Here is a 21,649-nt window from a genome sequence, read left to right on the forward strand (position 1 = left end):
TATATAAATATAATTAGACATATTTTTACTGAATACTACTTTTTTAGAGATGTACATGGCTGAAATTTTAGAACAGCAAAATATAATTGAAGAACCTGAAGCACAATATCATTTGTTTTCAGAAAATAAGCACCTAGTGCAGAATACAGTAAGTTTTACCTTTATTGATCTTTTTGCTGGAATTGGTGGCTTTAGATTAGCAATGCAAAATTTGGGTGGAAAATGTGTTTTTTCTAGTGAATGGGATGAGCAAGCTCAAAAAACGTATGCTGCAAATTTTGGAGATATTCCTTACGGTGATATTACTTTAGAAGAAACAAAGGCTAGAATTCCTAAAGAATTCGATATCCTTTGTGCAGGCTTTCCTTGTCAGGCTTTTTCTATTGCAGGGAAAAGAGGCGGATTTGAAGATACCAGAGGAACGTTATTTTTTGATGTTGCTGAGATTATTCGTCGTCATCAACCGAAAGCCTTTTTTTTAGAAAATGTAAAAGGATTAATTAATCACGATAAAGGACATACGCTTAAAACTATTTTAAACACATTGAGAGAGGATTTAGGTTATTTTGTACCAGATCCTGAAATTGTAAATGCTAAAGATTTCGGTGTGCCACAAAATAGAGAACGAATCTATATTGTGGGATTTCATAAAGATACAGGGGTGAATTCATTTAATTATCCAAAGCCGACCAATCAGCCAGTGCGTTTTATTGATATTCGTGAAGATAAACCAGTTGCAACGAAATATTATTTATCAACCCAATATATTAATACATTACGGAATCATAAAGCTCGTCATGAAAGTAAAGGTAACGGCTTTGGATATGAAATTATTTCTGATAATGGAATAGCGAATGCAATTGTTGTTGGCGGCATGGGAAGAGAGCGTAATTTGATTATTGATCATCGAATTACTGATTTTACCCCAACAACTCGGATTAAAGGCGAAGTTAATCGAGAGGGGATTCGTAAGATGACTCCAAGAGAATGGGCCAGATTACAAGGTTTTCCTGATAGTTATGTAATTCCTGTTGCAGATGCCTCGGCATATAAACAATTTGGCAATTCTGTTGCTGTGCCAGCTATTCAAGCAACAGCAAAACAAATATTAAATGAATTAAACATAGGTAAATAATATGACTACTAAAGGACGAAAGGTTGTCACTATTATCAAACAAATAATAGAAGGATGTCCTATTAACAAAGAGTGGACTGCAAGTGAATTTATTTCTACTTATTGGGGTATTTATAAATCTGATTATAAAGAAGATAATTCGGTAAATGGGGGAGTATTTGAGCAATTACTTGTCCTTTCATTACTTAGGGAAGGAATCGGTCCCGTTTATGTTCAAGCAAAACTTGCTTTTGTACCAAATGTAATTCTTGATATTGTCCTCTATAATCGTAGAACGCCCATCACTATTAGTGCTAAAACGTCATTAAGGGAACGTTGGAAACAAGCTGATCTTGAGGCTGTTGCAACAAAATATGTTCATAGAGATGCAAAGTGTTATCTTTTAACGCTTTCCGAAAGTGAAGTCAAAACTAGACGAGCAGATAGAAATAGTTATATGGGAATTGATAAATTTATTCTTGCTCACACTACAGAGTATGATCAATTTATCAATGAGTTAAAACAAATTAAAATTTCAGAGAGTGAAACTATTAAAATTATTGAAACAGATCATCATGTTTATAATAAAGAAATAGCCAATGAAATGTATAGAATTTCACTATAGTGGTAATAATTTCTAGTTATATGCTTTCAAATTTTATAATTGATTCAAGACAAACAAATCAGAATGATGGGTTTTATCAGAATAAACCTTGCATTTAAGCCTATTCATCGCTAGAATGCAGGCTCCTTGTCATCGCTGAGTTAGAGATCGGCGAATGATGTATTAACAACACTACCTTTTAGGAGTAAAAAATGTCTCTAAGTACTGAAAAAAAAGCAGCAATCGTTGCTGAATTTGGTCGTGATGCGAAAGATACTGGTTCTTCTGAAGTTCAAATCGCATTATTAACTGCACAAATCAACCACTTACAAGCTCACTTTGCTGAGCACAAAAAAGACCACCATGGTCGTCGTGGTTTATTACGTATGGTTTCTCGTCGTCGTAAACTTTTAGACTACTTAAAACGTACTGATCTTGCTTTATATCAAAGCACTATCGCTCGTTTAGGTTTACGTCGCTAATTTTTATTACGATAGTAAAAAATCAAGCCCTCGAATATCGAGGGCTTTTTTTATAGTTTTATTTTAATTTTATAGGCGCTCTTCAGACTATCATCAAAATAAATAAAATATTTGGCTGATATATTAACTTGCCATCTTCTAATGTTCACATAATAAACATACATCTAATTTTAGTTGTTTGTTATGAAATTGCTGTAATGTACTACGGTGACTTACGCTGAGAATGATCATTTCGGGCAGATGCTCTTTAATTGTTTGGTAGAGTAAATTCTCGGTTGTTTCATCCAATGCTGAAGTCGTTTCATCGAGAAATACGACATCTGGTTTTGTGAGTAAAATACGAATAAACGCCACTCTTTGAAGTTCACTGGGCGATAAAATCGCTTACCAGTCATTTTTTACATTAAGTGCGTGTATGTATTTTCCAAGCGTACAATCCTTCATTGTTTGTTCCAATTCTGCGTGACTTGGATTGATATTTGGATAACAAATTGCTTCTCGTAAAGTACCCTGTGGCATATAAGGTCGTTGTGGCAGGAATAAACTTCCCATACATGGATGCTCTGCAATATCGACGATTTCAAAGGGATAGATTCCTACAATTGCTTTTAGCAGCGATGTTTTTCCTGTTCCAGATGCACCTTGAATCAATAGGGCATCTCCATTTTCTAAATTAATATTTAAATTATTGAGTAGAACATTACCTTGTTCATCTTTAATACCAAAGTTTTTTAAGGTGACACGATGAGAACAATGAAAAGGATGATGAACGTTTTGTTTATCTAATTCATCCATTTTTGTTATAAAACCATAAAGACGCTTTAACCGAGCTTGATAGAGTGTGAATTGCTCATAGAACAAGCGGAAGAATGAAAGTGCGGTCATTAATCGGTTAAATGCTTGGACTGTTTGATGCATATCTCCTAGTTTTATCTGACCAGAAAAAAACGTGGTGCTTGTAACATTAAAGGCAATAATTTAGCCACGCGAGTTACCCCAGAGTTGCAACTATTTAAGCCCAACATTTTTAATACAATGGACCAACGGTTATGGATAATTTGATGGAATTGATGTTGTAAGAAAGTTTGTTCTTTTGGCTCGCCATTATAAAAAGCAATGCTTTCTGCATTGTCTCGTACACGGATTAAGGAATAACGATAATCGCCATTGAGTTTTTCTTTTGTAAAATTTAACTTGATTAGTGGGCGGCCAATTCACACGGACATGAGTGTTGCAAAAATAATAAAGGCATAAATGAAGAAAACGACGCCTTTTTCAATATTAAATCCAAATAAAGTTAACACACCAGAAACTGACCATAAAATAATCGTAAATTCAATGGTCGTGAGCACCGATTTAATCATGCCTCGTACAATTCCGTACTGGTAATAAATTCTCTCGCATCTTGTTCAATACGTTGATCGATATTATCTGGTAAATCTCGTTCGTATTTTAGGCGATAGCATTTTTAAAAGGCTATAAAAAAACACCGCCTTTTGATGGTAAAGTGCGGTGTTTTTTAGAAGGTTTTATCAATATTTATAGATTTCGTTATATAAGCCACTCTCAAATTGTACTAATGCAGCTCGTTTGGTTTTGCTTTCCAAATCACCAGTTGAGTAGCCATTAATAAATTGAACAAAGGCCACTTTTTCCCCTCGAGCATTTGTCATAAAGCCAGCGAGGTTATAAACCCCTTTCAAAGAGCCAGTTTTAGCAATCACATTTTTGACTAATGGTGGGCTAATTAATCCACCTCGCCCACTGATCGTGCCATCTACACCTGCGATCGGAAAAGTTTCCATTAAATGCAATTTATCTTCGTTTTTGGCGATGTATTCTAAAACGGACAGCATCGTTTTAGGTGCCACAAGATTATGGCGAGACAGGCCCGAACCATCGGCTAAAATACTGTTGCCAAAACGAATTCCTTGTTTTTGCAATATAGATTTAATCGCTAATGTGCCTAATTGAAAGGACGCTGGGCGTTTATAGTAATTGAATGCCACCGCTCGGAATAATGAATCGGCAATTTGGTTATCCGATTTTTTCATCATTTTTTTCAATAAATCTGGTAATGGTTTTGATAAATGTTTAGCTAATAGCTGACCTTGTTGTGGTTTTGGGGGCAGCATGACTTTGCCATTAAACTCAATACCTAATTGTCTTAATTGACGTTGAATAATCGCGGCAGAATAAGCATCCGTATCTTGCACGGCAAAGCTTAAACCAAAAGGTTTAGATTGACGGGCTAAACATCCTTTTACTTGATAGCGATTATTATCGTGTACAACAACATCGAGCTGACAATAAGGCGCTTCATTGCTATCCGCTACATAAACTTGTCCGAACACTTGAATTGGAAATTGTGCAGGTACATTGATTTTTACTGTTTCACCTGGATTTTGATTCGCATCTAGTTCCGCATAGAAACAGTTGTTATCAATATTTGCAGCGGATGGCGGAGAGTTGAAACACATGGTCAGATCGTTCCAAATCCAACCTAATCCTCGGTCGTGACTAGAAAAAACAGAGGTATCTAATACTAAATCGCCATTAATTTTTTTGATGCCTTGTTTTTTTAATTCTGCAAGTAAGCTATAAAGCTGACCACTTGTGAGATCAGGATCACCTGTGAAACGTACGATTAAGTGACCATCTAAATTCCCATTTTGAATTTTTCCATTACTCAAAAGAGCCGTCTCAAATTGGAATTGATCGCCTAATGCAAGTTTAGCGGCAACGGCAGTAAAAACTTTTTGTGTACTCGCAGGAAGCATAAAGGTTGAGCCATTATAATCCGCAATAATTTGGTTTTGATTTATATTTTTTGCGATGAAACCTACGCTAGAGCCTTCAGGTAATTGTTGTGTCAAGTCTAAAACGTTAATGTTTGCGAAGGTTGGAAGGCTAAAGCTTACGGAAAGTAAAAAGGATCCAAGTGTGGTGGAAATTGAAGATAATTTTTTCATATTAGGTTTGTTATGGTTGCTATTTTTTTTTAGACGAACAATAATAAGCCCCGAATGAAATTGAGTAAATCATTTTCTCATTTCAAGTTTATTTTTAATAATACTGCGGCAAAATTTTAGGATTTTGCCGTGGTTTTTGTTTTATTTAGTAAAAGGAAAAACAATGCAACAAATTCCAATGACTGTGCGTGGCGCAGAACAATTACGTGAAGAATTGGATTTCTTAAAAAATGTACGTCGTCCTGAAATTATTAAAGCGATAGCAGAAGCACGCGAGCACGGTGATTTAAAAGAAAATGCAGAATATCATGCGGCTCGTGAACAACAAGGTTTTTGTGAAGGCCGTATTCAAGAGATTGAAGGTAAACTTGGTAATGCTCAAGTGATTGATGTAACCAAAATGCCAAATAACGGTAAAGTTATTTTTGGTGCAACCGTTGTGCTTGTAAATACTGATACAGACGAGGAAGTTACTTATCGCATTGTGGGCGATGATGAAGCTGACATTAAATCTGGTTTGATTTCGGTTAATTCACCAATTGCGCGAGGTTTAATTGGTAAAGAATTAGATGATACCGTTAATATTACAACGCCTGGTGGTGTCGTTGAGTTTGATATTATTGAAGTGAATTATATTTAAATAAAAAAAGTGCGGTTGAAAATAACCGCACGTTTGTTGTTATTTTCGTGGAAGCTGAATTTTTGCTTCTTCGCTTGGGCGATAAAGCACCAAAATATGCCCGATAGTTTGTACTTGTGCTGCTTTAGTTTCACGCACAATCGCATCGATAATAAGTTGTTTTGTTTCACGATCTGCACCAGCAACTTTTACTTTAATGAGTTCGTGATGATTAAGTGCATTTTCAATTTCAGCAAGTACGCCTTCGGTTAAGCCATTTCCACCAAGCATAACCACTGGGTTAAGATGGTGCGCAAGACCTTTTAAAAATTGTTTTTGTTTGGTTGATAAGGTTGTCATAAGGATTCCTAATTAAAAAGAGCGGTTGATTTTCTCAATGTTTTTCACTGATTTCAATCAGCCTCGGCTTGAATTCGGCAGATTGTAACCAAATATAAGCAAAACTACTACCAAAAATAGAAGATTATGGGAAAGAAAAAACGTTCAGCGAGTTCTTCTCGCTGGCTAAATGAACATTTTAGTGATCAATTTGTGCAAAAAGCGCATAAGCAAAAGTTACGTTCACGCGCTTATTTTAAGATTGATGAAATTCAGCAAACGGATAAATTATTTAAACAAGGAATGACTGTGGTCGATCTTGGCGCTGCACCTGGCGGTTGGTCGCAATATGTGGTGGGACAAATCGGTGGTAAAGGTCGAGTGATTGCTTGTGATATTTTAGAAATGGATCCCATTGTAGGTGTTGATTTTCTACAAGGAGATTTCCGTGATGAAAATATTTTGAATGCTTTATTAGCGCGCGTAGGCGAAGATAAAGTTGATGTGGTAATGTCTGATATGGCACCAAATTTTAGTGGAATGCCATCAGTAGATATTCCACGCGCAATGTATTTGGTCGAGCTTGCTTTAGATATGTGTAAACAGGTCTTGGCAACCAAAGGAAGCTTTGTTGTTAAAGTTTTCCAAGGTGAAGGCTTTGATGAATATTTAAGAGAAATTCGTTCTTTATTTAATGTGGTGAAAGTGCGTAAGCCTGAAGCATCACGCGGACGCTCTCGTGAAGTATATATTGTGGCGACAGGCTATAAAGGCTAATTGCTTTGATAGCTTTTCATCGCTAATGATGTGTAGTATCTTGTAAAAAATTTTTTAACTTAGGAAAGGTAGGTTAGACTTTGAACGATATGGTCAAAAATCTGGTGCTTTGGGTGGTTGTAGCGGTCATTATGATGACAGCATACCAGAGTTTTAATTCCTCTTCGGTAGATAATTCTACTGATTATACAACCTTTGTTTACGATGTAAGCAACGGACAAGTGACAGAAGCACGTTTTGATGCCAATGAAATTACGGTAACGAAAACCGATGGTTCTAAATATTCAACCGTAATGCCGCCACTTGAAGACAAAAAATTGCTTGATGATTTGTTAAGCAAAAAAGTGAAAGTGGAAGGTACGCCATTTGAAAAACGTGGTTTCTTGTCCCAAATTTTAATTTCTTGGTTCCCAATGTTATTCCTTGTTGGCGTATGGGTATTTTTTATGCGTCAAATGCAAGGCGGTGGCGGCAAAGCGATGAGCTTTGGTAAAAGCCGCGCAAAAATGCTGAATCAAGATCAGATTAAGGTTACTTTTGCGGATGTCGCTGGTTGCGATGAAGCAAAAGAAGAAGTGGGCGAAATCGTTGATTTCTTGCGTGATCCTAATAAATTTCAAAACTTGGGCGGTAAAATTCCAAAAGGTATTTTGATGGTAGGGCCTCCAGGTACTGGTAAAACTTTACTTGCTCGTGCTATCGCAGGGGAGGCAAAAGTTCCATTCTTCACTATTTCTGGTTCTGATTTCGTAGAAATGTTTGTGGGTGTTGGTGCATCTCGTGTACGTGATATGTTTGAACAGGCTAAGAAAAATGCACCTTGCTTAATCTTTATTGATGAAATCGATGCTGTGGGTCGTCAACGCGGTGCGGGTTTAGGTGGTGGACATGATGAACGTGAACAAACCTTAAACCAAATGCTGGTTGAAATGGATGGATTTAGTGGTAATGACGGCGTAATTGTTATTGCAGCAACTAACCGCCCAGATGTGCTTGATCCAGCTTTAACTCGTCCAGGCCGTTTTGACCGACAAGTTGTTGTTGGCTTGCCTGATGTGAAAGGTCGTGAGCAAATCTTAAAAGTGCATATGCGCAAAGTGCCTGTAGCACCAGATGTTGATGCTATGACATTAGCGCGTGGTACGCCTGGCTATTCCGGTGCAGATTTAGCAAACTTAGTGAATGAGGCGGCTTTGTTTGCTGCTCGAGTGAATAAACGCATGGTCACCATGCTTGAGTTCGAAAAAGCAAAAGACAAAATCAATATGGGGCCAGAGCGTCGTACCATGATTATGACGGATAAGCAAAAAGAGTCCACTGCTTATCATGAAGCTGGCCATGCGATTGTGGGTTATTTAGTACCTGAACATGATTCTGTACACAAAGTGACCATTATTCCTCGTGGTCGTGCATTGGGTGTGACATTCTTCTTGCCTGAAGGTGATCAAATTAGTATTAGCCAAAAACAATTAGAAAGTAAGCTTTCAACTCTTTATGCAGGACGTTTAGCAGAAGATTTGATTTATGGTGAAGAAAATATTTCTACTGGTGCGTCTAACGATATTAAAGTGGCAACCAATATTGCTCGCAATATGGTGACCCAATGGGGCTTCTCAGATAAACTCGGTCCGATTCTTTATACCGAAGATGAAGGCGAAGTATTCTTAGGTCGCTCAATGGCGAAAGCAAAACATATGTCTGATGAAACGGCGCATGCGATTGATGAAGAAGTTCGTGCGATTGTAAATCGTAACTATGCGAGAGCTAGACAGATTTTGATCGACAATATGGATATTCTTCATGCGATGAAAGATGCGTTAGTGAAATATGAAACCATCGAAGAAGAACAAATCAAACAGCTGATGAATCGTGAACCAGTCACTCCGCCGTCTGGATGGGAAGAGCACACAGGGCAAGCTGCTTATGCAAATAGCAATAATGCTCAAAGTGCGGGTGAAAATTCGGTAGATTCTAATTCCTAATCAACTCTCTAATCAACAAGGCCTTTCTTCGGAAAGGCTTTATTTTTCCCTAATGATTTTTTTCTTCAGCGTATTCCGCTATAATCGCCCGATTAAAATCAATCTAAAAATCCACCGCACTTTATGAAACTTTACTCGAACAATAAATGTCTTGATTTAAGCGTGCCTCAAATTATGGGAATCCTTAATTTTACGCCTGATTCTTTTTCTGATAGCGGACAGTTTTTTAGCTTGGATAGAGCGCTTTTTCAAGTTGAAAAAATGTTGGAAGAGGGGGCGGCAATTATTGATATTGGTGGTGAATCTACTCGCCCTAATGCGGATGAGGTATCTGAACAAGAGGAATTGCATCGTGTTGTGCCAGTAGTGGAGGCGGTGCGAAGCCGTTTCGATTGCTGGATTTCTGTTGATTCTTCAAAAGCAGTTGTGATGCGTGAAGCAGCAAGTGTTGGAATGGATTTGATTAATGATATTCGTGCTTTGCAAGAGCCTAATGCGTTAGAAACGGCGGTAAAACTTGCTTTACCTGTTTGCATTATGCATATGCAAGGTCAACCTAGAACGATGCAGGCAAATCCTCATTATGAAAATGTCGTACAAGATGTATTGGCTTTTTTACAGAAACGCACTAATGAATGTCTTTCTGCTGGTGTTAAAAAAGAAAACTTAATTTGGGACATGGGATTTTGTTTTGGTAAGTCTGTACAGCATAATTATCAATTATTACAAAATCTAAATGAATTTTGTCGGATAGGCTATCCAGTATTAGCGGGATTATCTCGCAAATCAATGATTGGCGCTGTGCTTGATAAACCCGTCGATCAGCGAGTGATAGGTAGTGTGGTAGGTGCGCTGATTGCAGCGCAAAAAGGCGCAAAAATTTTACGCGTACATGATGTTGCTGCAACATCAGATATGCTCAAAGTTTGGCAGGCAACAGAAAATGCCTGATGGTTTTATAACGATAAAAAATTAAAGGAATTTTATTATGGCAAATCGTAAATATTTTGGAACAGATGGTGTTCGTGGAAAAGTAGGTAGTTATCCTATTACACCAGATTTTGCATTAAAATTAGGCTGGGCTGCGGGAAAAGTATTAGCTTCTCAAGGTTCTAAAATGGTTTTAATCGGTAAAGACACCCGAATTTCTGGATATATGTTGGAATCAGCCCTTGAAGCAGGTTTAGCCGCTGCGGGGTTATCTGCTGCATTTACCGGTCCTATGCCTACACCTGCTATTGCTTATTTAACCAGAACTTTCCGTGCTGAAGCGGGTATTGTGATCTCAGCCTCTCATAATCCTTATTATGATAATGGCATTAAATTCTTTTCAGCAAAAGGGACTAAATTACCAGATGAAATTGAAGAAGCTATTGAAGCGATGTTAGAGCAACCGATGGATTGTGTGGAATCTGCTGAATTAGGTAAAGCAAGTCGTATTAATGATGCAGCAGGACGCTATATTGAGTTTTGTAAAGGCACATTCCCCGCTCACTTAGGCTTGGAAGGTTATAAGATCGTGGTAGATTGTGCAAATGGTGCAACCTATCATATTGCTCCTAACGTGTTGAGAGAGCTAGGTGCGGAAGTCATTGAAATTGGTACAGATCCAAATGGTTTAAACATTAATGAAAAATGTGGCGCAACTGATGTGACAGCATTACAAGCTAAAGTAGTTGAAATGAAAGCTGATGTTGGCTTAGCTTATGATGGCGATGGTGACCGCATTATGATGGTCGATCATTTAGGAAATAAAGTTGATGGCGACCAAATTCTTTTTATTATTGCACGGGAAGCATTGCGCTCAGGTCAATTAAAAGGCGGTGTAGTTGGCACATTAATGAGTAATATGAGCTTAGAGATTGCGTTGAAAATGCTTGGTGTTCCTTTCTTACGTGCAAATGTAGGTGACCGTTACGTATTAGAAAAAATGGTTGAAAATGATTGGACGCTTGGTGGTGAGAATTCAGGACATATTATCATTGCGGATAAAAATACAACTGGCGATGGCATTGTTGCGTCATTAGCTGTATTGGCGGCAATGGCACAGCATAAATTATCATTAAATGAATTAGCGAGTGCGGTTAAATTATTTCCACAAGTGTTAATTAATGTACGTTTTGCGGGTGGGGATAATCCACTTGAAAGTGACGCTGTAAAATCTGTTGCCGCAGATGTTGAAAAACGTTTAGAAGGCAAAGGTCGTATTTTATTACGTAAATCGGGTACGGAACCACTTATTCGCGTTATGGTTGAATGCCAAGATGCTGAACTTGCACAACAATGTGCAGAAGAAATTGCAGAAGCAGTTAAATCTCATTAATTTTGTAACCGCACTTTATTTAGTGCGGTTTATTTTTATCAAATACTTAGGAAAGCAAAATGAATATTTTTATTATGCGTCATGGCGAGGCTGAAGTAATGGCTAATAGTGATAAAGCTCGTCGCTTAACTGCCTATGGTATTAAGCAAGCTTTTTTTCAAGGAGAATGGTTAAAACAGCATTTAAGTACGCTAGTAATTAATTCACTAGACCGTATTTTAGTGAGTCCTTATGTCAGAGCTCAAGAAACCTTTCATCAAGTTAATCAAGCGTTTGATTTTGAATTAGAAAATAAACTTGAAACTTGGGAGGGTATAACTCCTTATGGCCATGCGCATTCAGTCATTGATTATTTAAAAGTGCTGAAACATGATGGGGTTAAATCTGTATTGATTATTTCTCATTTACCTTTAGTTGGAGAAATCGTTGCTGAACTGTATGGAAAACGAAATCCAATACCATTTTATCCTGCAACCATTGCTCAATTATTATGGGATGGTAATAAATCAGAAATATTGATACATCAAGCATCTAGAGAAATTCATAAGATTGATTAAATCTAAAACATATATTCATATACATTTCTTTACAAAAAAGAAAATTTTTCTATGGAACTTTTTTAAAATATATTTAATATCAATGTGTTAATGCTATTTTTTACACTTATATATTTATCAGAAATGTAAATTTTTGTATTAGCTATTTTCTTTTAATAAAATTTCCGTAAACTACGCCACATCAAAGCAATAGGGCTTTGCCGTAATCAAGATTTATTCTATGGAGAAAATAATGAAAAAATTAACACTAGCATTAGTTTTAGGTTCAGCTTTAGCGGTAACTGGTTGTTTCGATAAAGAAGAAGCGGCACAAAAAGTTGACGCTGCTAAACAAGCGGCAACATCAATGGTTTCTGAAGCAAAAGACGCAGCAACTAATGCTGTTGCTGATGTTAAAGATGCTGCTAAACAAGCTTCAACTGAAGTGAAAAACACTGCAGTAGAGAAAGCTACTGAAGTTAAAGATGCAGCAATGGTACAAGTTGAACAAGTAAAAGATGCTACAGCAGCTAAAGTTAGCGAAATGAAAGATGCTGCTACTTCTAAAATGACTGAAGTTAAAGAAGCAGTTTCTGAAAAAGCAACTCAAGCAGCTGATGCAGTAAAAGAAGCTGCAAAATAATGCTTTAATCAATTTAATAAATGATAAAATCCCTGTTAAAGAAATTTAATAGGGATTTTTTATTTAGGAAAACAAAATATGTTATGTGCTATTTATAAAAGTAAAAAGAAACCGGGAAGCTATCTGTATATTGCGAAAAGAGAGGATTTTTCTCAAGTGCCAGAAGTGTTGCTGAGCCACTTTGGAAAACCAGAATTAGTGATGATGTTTAATTTACTTGGGAGCAAGCCTCTACATAATGTAGATTGTAATGAGGTATTGGAAAAAATTAAACAACAAGGATTTTATTTGCAAATACCAAAACAAGATGATGGTTTATTTAATAGCTTGAGTGAGATCAAATAAATTGTTTATTTTTGATACGAAAAAGAGAAAATTTGCGTTATCTCAAATTTTTAAAGAAAAAATTCTTTTAAAATCCACCGCACTTTTTAAAGGAGAGAAAAATGAGTAGCTTTTTTGTTGCGGGGACAGATACAAATGTGGGAAAAACCACGGCAACCCGCGCGATTATTCAAGCCTTGCAAAAACAAGGTGTGCAAGTGGTTGGCTATAAACCCATTGCTTGTTGCGGTGAGGAAAGTATTTACCCTGCGATGCAAGAAGAAAATACATCAGATTATGATAATTTATCAAATTCAGATGTATTAACATTAATGGATTCAACCAAAGAAAATGTGTCCTACAAGGATATTAATAGTTATACCTTTAGCCATAGCGCGCCGATGCTGACACAAGATAGGACGCGTATTAAGTTAGATAAAATTAATCATGATTTAACTCGATTAAATCAAAATTATCAGTCTGTGGTGGTTGAGGGGTCGTTTGGTTTAATGACTCCAATGGCGGAAGGAAAAAGTTTTGCTGATTGGGTTGCACAACGAAAAATGCCTGTAGTTCTTGTGGTTGGTATTAAAGATGGTTGTGTGAATCACGCGTTGTTGACTGTGCAAGCGATTCAACAGCTAGGTGTGCCTCTATTGGGCTGGATAGCTAACCGTGTTAATCCATTATTAAGCCATTATGCAGAAATTGTTGATTTGCTTGTTGAGCATATTGATGCGCCGCTTTTAGGTAAAATTCCTTATTTGCATAAACCAGAAGAGCAAGAATTGGGACATTATTTGAAGGATATTGATCGATTAATGTATATGCAAACGGAGTTAGTCAAATAATAAAGTGGGGTTAAAGTTTTTTATATTTAAATAAGGGCGTAAACAACGCCCTTATTTCATGGAAGAAAAATATCTTATCTTTAAGTTATTCTGGTCTTACACCTAACATATGACAAATTGCATAAGTTAGTTCACTACGATTTAGCGTATAGAAATGGAAGTCATTCACGCCTTCTCGAGATAAAATTTTCACCATATCCATCGCCACACTTGCGGCTACAAGATTACGAGTAGTTTGATCATCGTCTAATCCTTCATAAGCGTTAACAAGCCATGCAGGAATTTTCACATTAGTGAAAGAAGCCATTTTTTGTAATTGCTTAAAGTTAGTTACGGGTAAAATGCCCGGCACGATTTCAGTATCAATACCAATTGATGCACAACGATCACGGAAACGTAGGTAGCTTTCAATATCAAAGAAAAATTGAGTGATAACATGATTTGCACCAGCATCAATTTTACGTTTTAAATTAATCAAGTCTGCCTGTGCTGATTTTGCTTCTGGATGAACTTCAGGATAAGCTGCTACAGAAATATCAAAATTAGCGACAGAACGGAGTAATTCCACCAGATCTGATGCATAAAATGATTTTTTAGCATATCCTTTTGGTTCGTCACCGCGTAACGCAACGATGCGACGAATACCGCTGTCCCAGTAATCTTTAGCAATTTGTTTTAATTCTTCAGGGGTAGCATCAATACCAGTTAAATGCGGAGCAGCCTCTAAGCCAGTTTCTTGTTTGATTGCTTTTACAATACTATGAGTACGGTCACGCTCGCCAGAGTTCGCGCCGTAAGTAACAGAAACAAATTTGGGTTTTAACACTTTTAAACGATGAATAGAATCCCATAAAAGCGTTTCCATTTTTTCATTTTTGGGTGGGAAAAATTCAAAAGAAACATTAATTTTTTTATTGAAGTCAGCGATGTGCTGATTAAGTGTGTCAATTTCTTTAGCGTAGCTCATAAAAATTCCTATAGCTAGTATGATGATATTTGAGTTAACAATAAAATAACTTTATGTATGAGTCAATTTTAATAAATTCATTAAAAACATTAATTTAGTTAATGTAAATAGGTTTCAGCAAAAATACTAAAATATTGCATAAAAAATTAGCATTCATGAAATAAATATGTATAATACACCGACCCTGTAAATGTGCGAATTCCCATCGTACATTATTTTATCGAGATCTCACTCGAAGGGGTGGCGATTAAGATCAATGGTTGTGTTCATAAGAACACTGGGTATCAAACTAATTTTTGGTAATTAATTAATGAAAACTTTTGTAGCAAAACCAGAAACGGTTAAACGCGACTGGTACGTAGTAGATGCGACAGGTAAAACTTTAGGTCGTTTAGCGACTGAATTAGCACGTCGCCTTCGTGGTAAACACAAGGCTGAGTACACTCCACACGTAGATACAGGTGATTACATCATCGTTATTAACGCAGACAAAGTGGCAGTAACTGGTCGTAAAGAAACAGATAAACTTTACTACTGGCACACTGGCTATGTAGGTGGTATTAAACAAGCGACTTTCAAAGAAATGATCGCTCGCCGTCCTGAAGCAGTGATTGAAATTGCGGTTAAAGGTATGTTGCCAAAAGGTCCATTAGGCCGTGCAATGTTCCGTAAATTAAAAGTGTACGCGGGTGCTGAACACCAACACGCTGCACAACAACCACAAGTATTAGATATTTAATCACGAGGTTTAGAAAATGGCAGAGAATCAAAACTACGGCACAGGTCGCCGCAAAAGCTCTTCAGCTCGTGTATTTATCAAACCGGGCAGTGGTAAAATCACTATCAACCAACGTGAATTAGACGTTTACTTCGGCCGTGAAACTGCGCGCATGGTAGTACGTCAACCATTAGAATTGGTTGAGTTAACTGATAAATTAGACCTATACATCACAGTTAAAGGTGGTGGTATTTCTGGTCAAGCGGGTGCAATCCGTCACGGTATCACTCGTGCATTGATGGAATACGATGAAACGTTACGCCCAGCACTTCGTGCAGCTGGTTTCGTTACTCGTGACGCACGTCGCGTTGAACGTAAAAAAGTGGGTTTACACAAAGCACGTCGTCGTCCACAATACTCAAAACGTTAATTTTTATTTTCGTTTCGAAAAAGAAAAGCAGAGAGAAATCTCTGCTTTTTTGTTATATAACTTATTGATTATAAAACAATAAAAAAGAATTATTTGGCAAATGGCTTACGCTTTGTGGTAGAATACACACCCCTATATAAAATATAGAATATTTTTGGATCTTCGGAGGAATAAATGTCCAGCGCATCAAGTAAACGTTCAGTAATGACCCTTTTTTCAAATAAGGATGATATTTACTGTCATCAGGTAAAAATTGTTTTAGCTGAAAAAGGTGTACTTTATGAGAACGAAGAAGTTGATTTGCAAGCATTACCAGAAGATTTAATGGAATTAAATCCGTATGCTACTGTGCCTACGTTAGTTGATCGTGATCTTGTTTTGTTTAGTTCACGAATTATTATGGAATATCTTGACGAGCGTTTTCCGCATCCACCATTAATGCAAGTGTATCCAGTTTCTCGAGCAAAAGATCGTCTTTTGATGTTACGAATTGAACAAGATTGGTATCCAACTCTCAAAAAAGCAGAAAATGGTACAGAAAGTGAAAAAGCTGAAGCGCTTAAACAATTAAAAGAAGAACTTTTAGCGATTACACCAGTTTTCCAGCAAACACCTTATTTCATGAATGAAGAGTTCGGTTTAGTGGACTGTTATGTTGCTCCATTGTTATGGAAATTAAAACATTTAGGCGTGGAATTTACAGGTCCAGGTAGTAAACCGATTAAGGGATATATGGATCGTGTATTTAGTCGAGATTCATTCTTGCAGTCTGTAGGTGAGGCCGCACCAAAAAATTTAATGGATGATAAATAATGGAATACAAAGCTTCCCCTAAGCGCCCTTATTTATTACGCGCCTATTATGATTGGCTAGTGGATAATAGTTTCACGCCTTATTTAGTTGTTGATGCGACTTACTTAGGTGTGAATGTTCCTGTCGAATATGTAAAAGATGGGCAGATTGTATTGAACTTGTCTGCTAATGCTACGGGCAATTTACAACTTACAAATGATTTCATCCAGTTTAATGCCCGATTTAAAGGTGTTTCTCGTGAATTGTATATTCCAATGGGCGCAGCGCTTGCGATCTATGCTCGTGAAAATGGTGATGGTGTGATGTTTGAACCAGAAGAGGTTTACGATGAACTTAATTCTGAGCCAGATACTGAACAACCAACTGGTTTTCATGAGGCTGTAGATAGCCCTAGAAAACGAGAAGAAAAAAAGAAAACAAAATCAGTTTCTCATTTAAGAATTGTTGATTAAGAAAAAACGCGATGAAGTTATCATCGCGTTTATTTTTATAAATTACCTTGTTTTTCAATAAAGTTAAGAATTTTTTCTTCAATTCCTTTTGAATCTAATCCCAAATCTTTCAAGGCCTCTTGCTGTGTTGCCTGAGGAATAAAATAATCAGGTAAACCAAGCTGTAAAAGTGCGGTCGATTTTCCAGACGAATTTAGCACTTCCGCAACAGCAGATCCCGCTCCACCTTGAATTGCATTTTCTTCTAATGTGACCAAATAATCATGAGTTTGTGCAAGAACATTAATCATTTCAATATCAATCGGTTTCACAAAACGCATATCGACAACTGTTGCATTGAGTTTTTCTGCAGCCTCTAAAGCGGATGGTAATAGGGTACCAAAATTTAAAATCGCAATTTTTTGACCTTCTCGAATTAAACGTGATTTACCGATAGGAAGCATTTCTAAAGGTGCTAGTTCAACACCAATGGCATTTCCGCGAGGATAACGCACAGCCGCAGGTTTTCCACATTGATAACCTGTATAGAGCATTTGACGGCATTCATTTTCATCACTTGGTGTCATGATGATCATATTGGGAATGCAACGCATAAAGCTAAGATCAAATGCCCCTTGATGTGTTGGGCCATCAGCCCCTACGATACCTGCTCGATCAATCGCAAATAATACAGGGAGATTTTGAATCGCAACATCGTGAATTAATTGGTCGTAAGCACGTTGTAGAAATGTCGAATAAATTGCAACTACGGGTTTATATCCGCCAATAGCGAGTCCAGTGGCAAATGTGACGGCGTGTTGTTCTGCAATCGCCACATCAAAATATTGTTCTGGAAAACGCTGAGAAAACTCCACCATGCCAGAGCCTTCACGCATTGCTGGTGTGATACCAATAATTTTTGAATCTTTTTCTGCCATTTCGCATAACCAATCACCGAAAATTTTTGAATAAGTTGGCTTAGTATTGTGTTTAGGCAATTCACCACTGATTGGATCAAATTTGGGTACGCCGTGGAAACCAATAGGATCTTTTTCTGCGGGCGCGTATCCTTTACCTTTTTTCGTTTTTATATGTAAGAATTGTGGGCCTTTCAGATTACGCATATTCGTAAGTGTTGCCACTAATTCATCAATATTATGCCCATCCACCGGGCCAATATAATTAAAACCGAGTTCTTCAAATAATGTACTTTCTGGCGAGAACATCACTCCTTTCATATGTTCTTCGGTTTTTTTCATAAAGTTTTTTACCGGTGGAACTTTATCAAGAATTTTTTTACTTCCATCTCGTAATGTGGAGTAGATAGAACCAGAGAAAATACGAGCAAGGTGATTATTCAATGCGCCAACATTTTCTGAAATAGACATTTCATTGTCATTTAAAATGACCAACATATCAGTGTGAACAGAACCTGCATGATTCAGTGCTTCAAAAGCCATTCCTGCAGTAATTGCCCCGTCTCCGATTACGCATACGGTTTTTCTACCTGCATTTTCTCGTTCTGCGGCGACAGCAATACCTAATCCAGCACTAATAGAAGTAGAGGAGTGGCCAACGCTTAATACATCAAATTCACTCTCTTCACGCCAAGGGAAAGGATGAATACCGTTTTTTTGGCGAATTGTGGACATTTGATCTCGACGACCGGTTAAAATTTTGTGTGGATAAGCTTGATGTCCAACATCCCAAATTAATTGATCAAATGGTGTTTTATACACGTAATGTAGTGCAACGGTTAGCTCTACAGTGCCTAAACCTGACGCTAAATGCCCGCTAGTTTGACTAACAGATTCTAAAAGATAACCGCGTAATTCTTGGCAGAGTTGTGGTAGCTGGTCTTTATTTAAAAGACGCAAATCTTCTGGTGAATTAATCAAAGATAATAAGGGGTAATTGTTCATATTGTTAGTCATTTTAAAAACGTTATAATTTTTGACCGCACTTTGTGAGCATTGATGCGGTGGATATTAACTTTTTCTAGTAATAATGAATTCAGCTAATGCACGAAGTGCGGTTGTATCAAAAGGAATTTTTTCTAATTCAGACAAAGCACTTTGATATAGATCTTGCGCTTTTTGTTTTGCGCCGCTTAATCCAAGTAATTTGGGATATGTACTTTTATCTAAATCAAGATCGGCGCCGACTTGTTTGCCAATTTCTGCACTATCGCCTTCAATATCTAAAATATCGTCTTGAACTTGAAAGGCTAAGCCAATGGCTTCTGCATATTGTATTAAGGATTGTTCTAACCTTTTGTCGGTAAAATGCGGAGAACAAATGAAACCTAATTTCAATGCGGCAATTAGCAATGCACCCGTTTTGTTACGATGGATTAATTCTAATTCACTTAAACTAATTTGTTTATGCTCAGAAATAAGATCTAAACTTTGCCCTAAACACATTCCTTGCACACCAGCGCCTTGCGCTAAAATTTGAATTAAATCCAGTTTTTGTTCAGCAGAAATATTCGGTGTTTTAGTTAATATTTCAAATGCGAAACTTTGCAGCGCATCGCCCGCAAGAATAGCCGTGGCTTCATCAAATTGGATATGACAAGTAGGGTGCCCACGACGTAGATTGTCATCATCCATTGCGGGTAAATCATCGTGAATTAAGGAATAGGCATGAATGGCTTCAATAGCGGCAGCGGCGTAATCTAAGGTTTGTTTCTCTGCGCCAAGCATTTGACCTGTTGCGTAAACTAAGAAAGGTCGAACTCGTTTACCACCAAGTAATAATGCGTATTTCATCGCGTCAAGTAAAGGCGCATTATGACTTTCAATTCCCTCAAATTGAGCTTCTAAAAAGTGGTTAATACGAGTTTGAACCTGTTGTAATTCTTCAGAAAAGTCACCCATTAAGCATTCCCTTCATAATCATTCAGTGGAGCATCTTCTGTTTTTTGCAATAAGATCTGAATGCGTTGTTCTGCTTGTTGTAAACGTTCTTGCCCTAGCTTGGCTAATTGCACACCTTGTTCAAATTCTTTTAACGCTTCTTCTAACGGTAGATCGCCATTTTCTAAATGGGTAACAATATTTTCTAACTGCGCTAACGTTGTCTCAAAATCTTGTGAAGATGCGGGTTTACGCGCCATGGAATTATCCTTTTTCACGGTAAAAATTGCTTGCCATTGTACTGTATTTTACTTGAGTTGTTAAAAAATTATTTCAAGCTAGGACCAGTGGACTTTTCACTATCTTTGCGTAAAATACTCGCCACTTTAAATACCCAAGCTATTCATATGAAATTTATCGTTAAACTTTTCCCTGAAATTATGATTAAAAGCGAAACTGTGCGTAAACGTTTCGCAAAAATTTTAACCTCTAATATCCGCAATATTTTACAGAAATATGATGAAGAAACTGCTGTTGTACGTCACTGGGATTACATTGAAGTGCGGTCAAAAAATGAAGAAAATCGTGAAGAATTAATCGCCTTGTTACAACGTATTCCTGGTATTCATCATTTTTTAGAAGTTGAAGAAAAACCGTTTACCGATTTACATCATATTTTTGAATTGACGCTTGCTGATGTCGCGCAACAACTTCAAGGCAAAACCTTTTGCGTTCGAGTAAAACGTAAGGGAAAACATAAATTTAGTTCGATTGAAGCAGAACGTTATATCGGTGGTGGATTAAATCAACATATTGAAAGCGCAAAAGTGCGGTTGAAAAATCCAGATGTGACTGTTCGTATTGATATTGAAGATGACAAAATGATGTTAGTTAAAGCACGTCATGCAGGCATTGGCGGTTATCCGATTGGGACGCAAGAGGATGTGCTTTCTTTGATTTCGGGGGGATTTGATTCAGGCGTATCGAGTTACATGTTGATTCGTCGTGGTTCCCGAGTTCATTATTGTTTCTTTAATCTTGGCGGCGCCGCCCATGAAATTGGCGTAAAACAAATGGCTTATCATATTTGGCAACGCTATAGCTCTTCACATAAAGTGCGCTTTATTGCGATTAACTTTGAAGGAGTTGTCGGTGAGATTTTAGAGAAAGTCGATAACGGTCAAATGGGCGTTGTATTAAAACGTATGATGGTGCGAGCCGCAAGTAAAGTCGCTCAACGTTTTAATATTGAAGCGATTGTGACAGGGGAGGCATTAGGACAAGTTTCTAGCCAAACTTTAACTAATTTACGCTTGATCGATGAAGCCGCTGATGCCTTAGTATTACGCCCGTTAATTACGCATGATAAAGAACAAATTATCGCGATGGCGAAAGAAATTGGTACTGACGATATTGCAAAATCTATGCCTGAATTTTGTGGTGTGATTTCAAAAAATCCTACGATCAAAGCGGTTCGTGAAAAGATTCTAGAAGAAGAAGGGCATTTTAATTTTGAGATTCTAGAAAGTGCGGTGCAAAATGCGAAATATTTAGATATTCGCCAGATCGCAGAAGAAACAGAAAAAGAAGTCGTAGAAGTTGAGGCAATTTCTGTATTGGGTGAAAATGAAGTAATTTTGGATATTCGTAGCCCAGAAGAAACGGATGAAAATCCATTTGAATCAGATACACATGAAGTCATTCAAATGCCGTTCTACAAACTTTCCTCTCAATTTGGTAGCCTTGATCAAAGTAAAAATTACGTGTTGTATTGTGAACGTGGTGTGATGAGCAAATTACAGGCCTTATATTTGAAAGAAAATGGTTTTTCAAATGTGCGCGTATTTGCAAAAAACATTCATTAAT

General features: G+C 37.2%; 23 protein-coding genes and 1 pseudogene. 17 read left to right on the forward strand and 7 right to left on the reverse strand.

From position 1 onward, the window contains the following. Positions 1-55: 55 nt before the first annotated feature. From AC6H22_RS02840 to rpsO, 3 genes are all read left to right on the forward strand, one after another. Positions 56-1,135, forward strand: coding sequence for a DNA cytosine methyltransferase (locus AC6H22_RS02840; RefSeq protein WP_005628927.1), 1,080 nt, complete (start codon positions 56-58; stop codon positions 1,133-1,135). A 1-nt stretch (position 1,136) separates the two neighbouring features. Further along, positions 1,137-1,739, forward strand: coding sequence for a PDDEXK family nuclease (locus AC6H22_RS02845; protein WP_046953268.1), 603 nt, complete (start codon positions 1,137-1,139; stop codon positions 1,737-1,739). Positions 1,740-1,930: 191 nt separating this feature from the next. Beyond that, the gene (gene rpsO / locus AC6H22_RS02850) at positions 1,931-2,200 is read left to right on the forward strand and encodes a 30S ribosomal protein S15 (protein ID WP_005628925.1); all 270 of its coding nucleotides are present in this window, start codon (positions 1,931-1,933) and stop codon (positions 2,198-2,200) included. Between the two features lie 138 nt (positions 2,201-2,338). Here the strand turns inward: rpsO and AC6H22_RS02855 are convergent. Next, positions 2,339-3,668 (reverse strand): annotated as a pseudogene (locus AC6H22_RS02855) (ABC transporter ATP-binding protein/permease); the annotation flags it as partial. Between the two features lie 64 nt (positions 3,669-3,732). Further along, positions 3,733-5,172: a serine-type D-Ala-D-Ala carboxypeptidase gene (gene dacB / locus AC6H22_RS02860; RefSeq protein WP_005628919.1), complete on the reverse strand. Its 1,440-nt coding sequence runs from the start codon at positions 5,170-5,172 to the stop codon at positions 3,733-3,735. A 163-nt stretch (positions 5,173-5,335) separates the two neighbouring features. Here dacB and greA point away from each other — a divergent pair, with 163 nt between their 5' ends. After that, positions 5,336-5,812 carry a transcription elongation factor GreA gene (greA, locus tag AC6H22_RS02865; RefSeq protein WP_005628917.1) on the forward strand — a complete coding sequence of 159 codons (477 nt, stop codon included), beginning with the start codon at positions 5,336-5,338 and terminating at the stop codon, positions 5,810-5,812. 39 nt (positions 5,813-5,851) lie between these two features. Here the strand turns inward: greA and yhbY are convergent, their stop codons facing one another. Further along, the gene (yhbY, locus tag AC6H22_RS02870; RefSeq protein WP_005628915.1) at positions 5,852-6,151 is read right to left on the reverse strand and encodes a ribosome assembly RNA-binding protein YhbY; all 300 of its coding nucleotides are present in this window, start codon (positions 6,149-6,151) and stop codon (positions 5,852-5,854) included. 126 nt (positions 6,152-6,277) lie between these two features. Between yhbY and rlmE the strand changes: the two genes are divergently transcribed. The 8 genes from rlmE (at position 6,278) to bioD (ending at position 13,566) form a co-directional block, all read left to right on the forward strand. Further along, positions 6,278-6,907 carry a 23S rRNA (uridine(2552)-2'-O)-methyltransferase RlmE gene (gene rlmE / locus AC6H22_RS02875; protein ID WP_005628913.1) on the forward strand — a complete coding sequence of 210 codons (630 nt, stop codon included), beginning with the start codon at positions 6,278-6,280 and terminating at the stop codon, positions 6,905-6,907. An 89-nt stretch (positions 6,908-6,996) separates the two neighbouring features. Beyond that, positions 6,997-8,889 (forward strand): ATP-dependent zinc metalloprotease FtsH, encoded by a 1,893-nt coding sequence (ftsH, locus tag AC6H22_RS02880; protein ID WP_005628911.1) that lies wholly within the window; start codon positions 6,997-6,999, stop codon positions 8,887-8,889. Positions 8,890-9,012: 123 nt separating this feature from the next. After that, on the forward strand, positions 9,013-9,840 hold the full coding sequence (gene folP / locus AC6H22_RS02885; RefSeq protein WP_497513354.1) for a dihydropteroate synthase: 828 nt from the start codon (positions 9,013-9,015) through the stop codon (positions 9,838-9,840). Between the two features lie 37 nt (positions 9,841-9,877). Further along, the gene (gene glmM, locus AC6H22_RS02890) at positions 9,878-11,212 is read left to right on the forward strand and encodes a phosphoglucosamine mutase (protein WP_497515307.1); all 1,335 of its coding nucleotides are present in this window, start codon (positions 9,878-9,880) and stop codon (positions 11,210-11,212) included. A gap of 59 nt (positions 11,213-11,271) precedes the next feature. Then, on the forward strand, positions 11,272-11,769 hold the full coding sequence (gene sixA, locus AC6H22_RS02895) for a phosphohistidine phosphatase SixA (protein WP_497515309.1): 498 nt from the start codon (positions 11,272-11,274) through the stop codon (positions 11,767-11,769). Between the two features lie 220 nt (positions 11,770-11,989). After that, complete coding sequence (locus AC6H22_RS02900) at positions 11,990-12,391, forward strand: hypothetical protein (RefSeq protein ID WP_497515310.1); 402 nt, start codon at positions 11,990-11,992, stop codon at positions 12,389-12,391. 78 nt (positions 12,392-12,469) lie between these two features. Next, a complete protein-coding gene (locus tag AC6H22_RS02905; protein ID WP_005637899.1) occupies positions 12,470-12,736 on the forward strand; it encodes a YcgL domain-containing protein in 267 nt (88 codons plus the stop codon). Positions 12,737-12,837: 101 nt separating this feature from the next. After that, complete coding sequence (bioD, locus tag AC6H22_RS02910) at positions 12,838-13,566, forward strand: dethiobiotin synthase (protein ID WP_497515311.1); 729 nt, start codon at positions 12,838-12,840, stop codon at positions 13,564-13,566. 85 nt (positions 13,567-13,651) lie between these two features. On the opposite strand, the gene metF is transcribed toward bioD, so the two are convergent. Next, on the reverse strand, positions 13,652-14,533 hold the full coding sequence (gene metF / locus AC6H22_RS02915) for a methylenetetrahydrofolate reductase (protein ID WP_118816837.1): 882 nt from the start codon (positions 14,531-14,533) through the stop codon (positions 13,652-13,654). A gap of 310 nt (positions 14,534-14,843) precedes the next feature. On the opposite strand from metF, the gene rplM reads away from it, so the two are divergent. The 4 genes from rplM to AC6H22_RS02935 all read left to right on the forward strand — a co-directional run bounded on the left by rplM (position 14,844) and on the right by AC6H22_RS02935 (position 16,946). Beyond that, a complete protein-coding gene (gene rplM, locus AC6H22_RS02920; RefSeq protein ID WP_005628896.1) occupies positions 14,844-15,272 on the forward strand; it encodes a 50S ribosomal protein L13 in 429 nt (142 codons plus the stop codon). Positions 15,273-15,288: 16 nt separating this feature from the next. After that, positions 15,289-15,681, forward strand: coding sequence for a 30S ribosomal protein S9 (gene rpsI, locus AC6H22_RS02925; protein ID WP_005631594.1), 393 nt, complete (start codon positions 15,289-15,291; stop codon positions 15,679-15,681). Positions 15,682-15,855: 174 nt separating this feature from the next. After that, the gene (sspA, locus tag AC6H22_RS02930; RefSeq protein WP_005633569.1) at positions 15,856-16,494 is read left to right on the forward strand and encodes a stringent starvation protein SspA; all 639 of its coding nucleotides are present in this window, start codon (positions 15,856-15,858) and stop codon (positions 16,492-16,494) included. Further along, positions 16,494-16,946 carry a ClpXP protease specificity-enhancing factor gene (locus AC6H22_RS02935; protein WP_114909054.1) on the forward strand — a complete coding sequence of 151 codons (453 nt, stop codon included), beginning with the start codon at positions 16,494-16,496 and terminating at the stop codon, positions 16,944-16,946. The genes sspA and AC6H22_RS02935 overlap by 1 nt, the downstream gene beginning before the upstream one ends. 35 nt (positions 16,947-16,981) lie before the next feature. Here the strand turns inward: AC6H22_RS02935 and dxs are convergent, their stop codons facing one another. From dxs to xseB, 3 genes are read right to left on the reverse strand one after another with little or no spacing between them, the layout of a single operon-like run. Continuing rightward, on the reverse strand, positions 16,982-18,859 hold the full coding sequence (gene dxs / locus AC6H22_RS02940) for a 1-deoxy-D-xylulose-5-phosphate synthase (protein ID WP_497515312.1): 1,878 nt from the start codon (positions 18,857-18,859) through the stop codon (positions 16,982-16,984). A 54-nt stretch (positions 18,860-18,913) separates the two neighbouring features. After that, a complete protein-coding gene (gene ispA / locus AC6H22_RS02945) occupies positions 18,914-19,804 on the reverse strand; it encodes a (2E,6E)-farnesyl diphosphate synthase (protein ID WP_497515314.1) in 891 nt (296 codons plus the stop codon). Then, the gene (xseB, locus tag AC6H22_RS02950) at positions 19,804-20,043 is read right to left on the reverse strand and encodes an exodeoxyribonuclease VII small subunit (RefSeq protein ID WP_005628882.1); all 240 of its coding nucleotides are present in this window, start codon (positions 20,041-20,043) and stop codon (positions 19,804-19,806) included. The genes ispA and xseB overlap by 1 nt, the downstream gene beginning before the upstream one ends. Positions 20,044-20,190: 147 nt before the next feature. On the opposite strand from xseB, the gene thiI reads away from it, so the two are divergent. Continuing rightward, positions 20,191-21,648 (forward strand): tRNA uracil 4-sulfurtransferase ThiI, encoded by a 1,458-nt coding sequence (gene thiI, locus AC6H22_RS02955; protein ID WP_497515316.1) that lies wholly within the window; start codon positions 20,191-20,193, stop codon positions 21,646-21,648. The last annotated feature ends 1 nt before the right edge of the window (position 21,649 follow it).

The sequence above is a fragment of the Haemophilus sp. THUN1690 genome, assembly GCF_059704375.1.

Bases quoted from the DNA above. Each gene is read 5' to 3' on its own strand.
- dacB (WP_005628919.1), bottom strand. From the start codon at position 5,172: ATGAAAAAATTATCTTCAATTTCCACCACACTTGGATCCTTTTTACTT.
- glmM (WP_497515307.1), top strand. From the start codon at position 9,878: ATGGCAAATCGTAAATATTTTGGAACAGATGGTGTTCGTGGAAAAGTA.
- sspA (WP_005633569.1), top strand. From the start codon at position 15,856: ATGTCCAGCGCATCAAGTAAACGTTCAGTAATGACCCTTTTTTCAAAT.
- thiI (WP_497515316.1), top strand. From the start codon at position 20,191: ATGAAATTTATCGTTAAACTTTTCCCTGAAATTATGATTAAAAGCGAA.
- AC6H22_RS02840 (WP_005628927.1), top strand. From the start codon at position 56: ATGGCTGAAATTTTAGAACAGCAAAATATAATTGAAGAACCTGAAGCA.
- ispA (WP_497515314.1), bottom strand. From the start codon at position 19,804: ATGGGTGACTTTTCTGAAGAATTACAACAGGTTCAAACTCGTATTAAC.
- folP (WP_497513354.1), top strand. From the start codon at position 9,013: ATGAAACTTTACTCGAACAATAAATGTCTTGATTTAAGCGTGCCTCAA.
- yhbY (WP_005628915.1), bottom strand. From the start codon at position 6,151: ATGACAACCTTATCAACCAAACAAAAACAATTTTTAAAAGGTCTTGCG.
- rpsI (WP_005631594.1), top strand. From the start codon at position 15,289: ATGGCAGAGAATCAAAACTACGGCACAGGTCGCCGCAAAAGCTCTTCA.
- AC6H22_RS02935 (WP_114909054.1), top strand. From the start codon at position 16,494: ATGGAATACAAAGCTTCCCCTAAGCGCCCTTATTTATTACGCGCCTAT.
- AC6H22_RS02845 (WP_046953268.1), top strand. From the start codon at position 1,137: ATGACTACTAAAGGACGAAAGGTTGTCACTATTATCAAACAAATAATA.
- rpsO (WP_005628925.1), top strand. From the start codon at position 1,931: ATGTCTCTAAGTACTGAAAAAAAAGCAGCAATCGTTGCTGAATTTGGT.
- dxs (WP_497515312.1), bottom strand. From the start codon at position 18,859: ATGACTAACAATATGAACAATTACCCCTTATTATCTTTGATTAATTCA.
- rlmE (WP_005628913.1), top strand. From the start codon at position 6,278: ATGGGAAAGAAAAAACGTTCAGCGAGTTCTTCTCGCTGGCTAAATGAA.
- ftsH (WP_005628911.1), top strand. From the start codon at position 6,997: ATGGTCAAAAATCTGGTGCTTTGGGTGGTTGTAGCGGTCATTATGATG.
- metF (WP_118816837.1), bottom strand. From the start codon at position 14,533: ATGAGCTACGCTAAAGAAATTGACACACTTAATCAGCACATCGCTGAC.
- sixA (WP_497515309.1), top strand. From the start codon at position 11,272: ATGAATATTTTTATTATGCGTCATGGCGAGGCTGAAGTAATGGCTAAT.
- rplM (WP_005628896.1), top strand. From the start codon at position 14,844: ATGAAAACTTTTGTAGCAAAACCAGAAACGGTTAAACGCGACTGGTAC.
- greA (WP_005628917.1), top strand. From the start codon at position 5,336: ATGCAACAAATTCCAATGACTGTGCGTGGCGCAGAACAATTACGTGAA.
- xseB (WP_005628882.1), bottom strand. From the start codon at position 20,043: ATGGCGCGTAAACCCGCATCTTCACAAGATTTTGAGACAACGTTAGCG.
- AC6H22_RS02905 (WP_005637899.1), top strand. From the start codon at position 12,470: ATGTTATGTGCTATTTATAAAAGTAAAAAGAAACCGGGAAGCTATCTG.
- AC6H22_RS02900 (WP_497515310.1), top strand. From the start codon at position 11,990: ATGGAGAAAATAATGAAAAAATTAACACTAGCATTAGTTTTAGGTTCA.
- bioD (WP_497515311.1), top strand. From the start codon at position 12,838: ATGAGTAGCTTTTTTGTTGCGGGGACAGATACAAATGTGGGAAAAACC.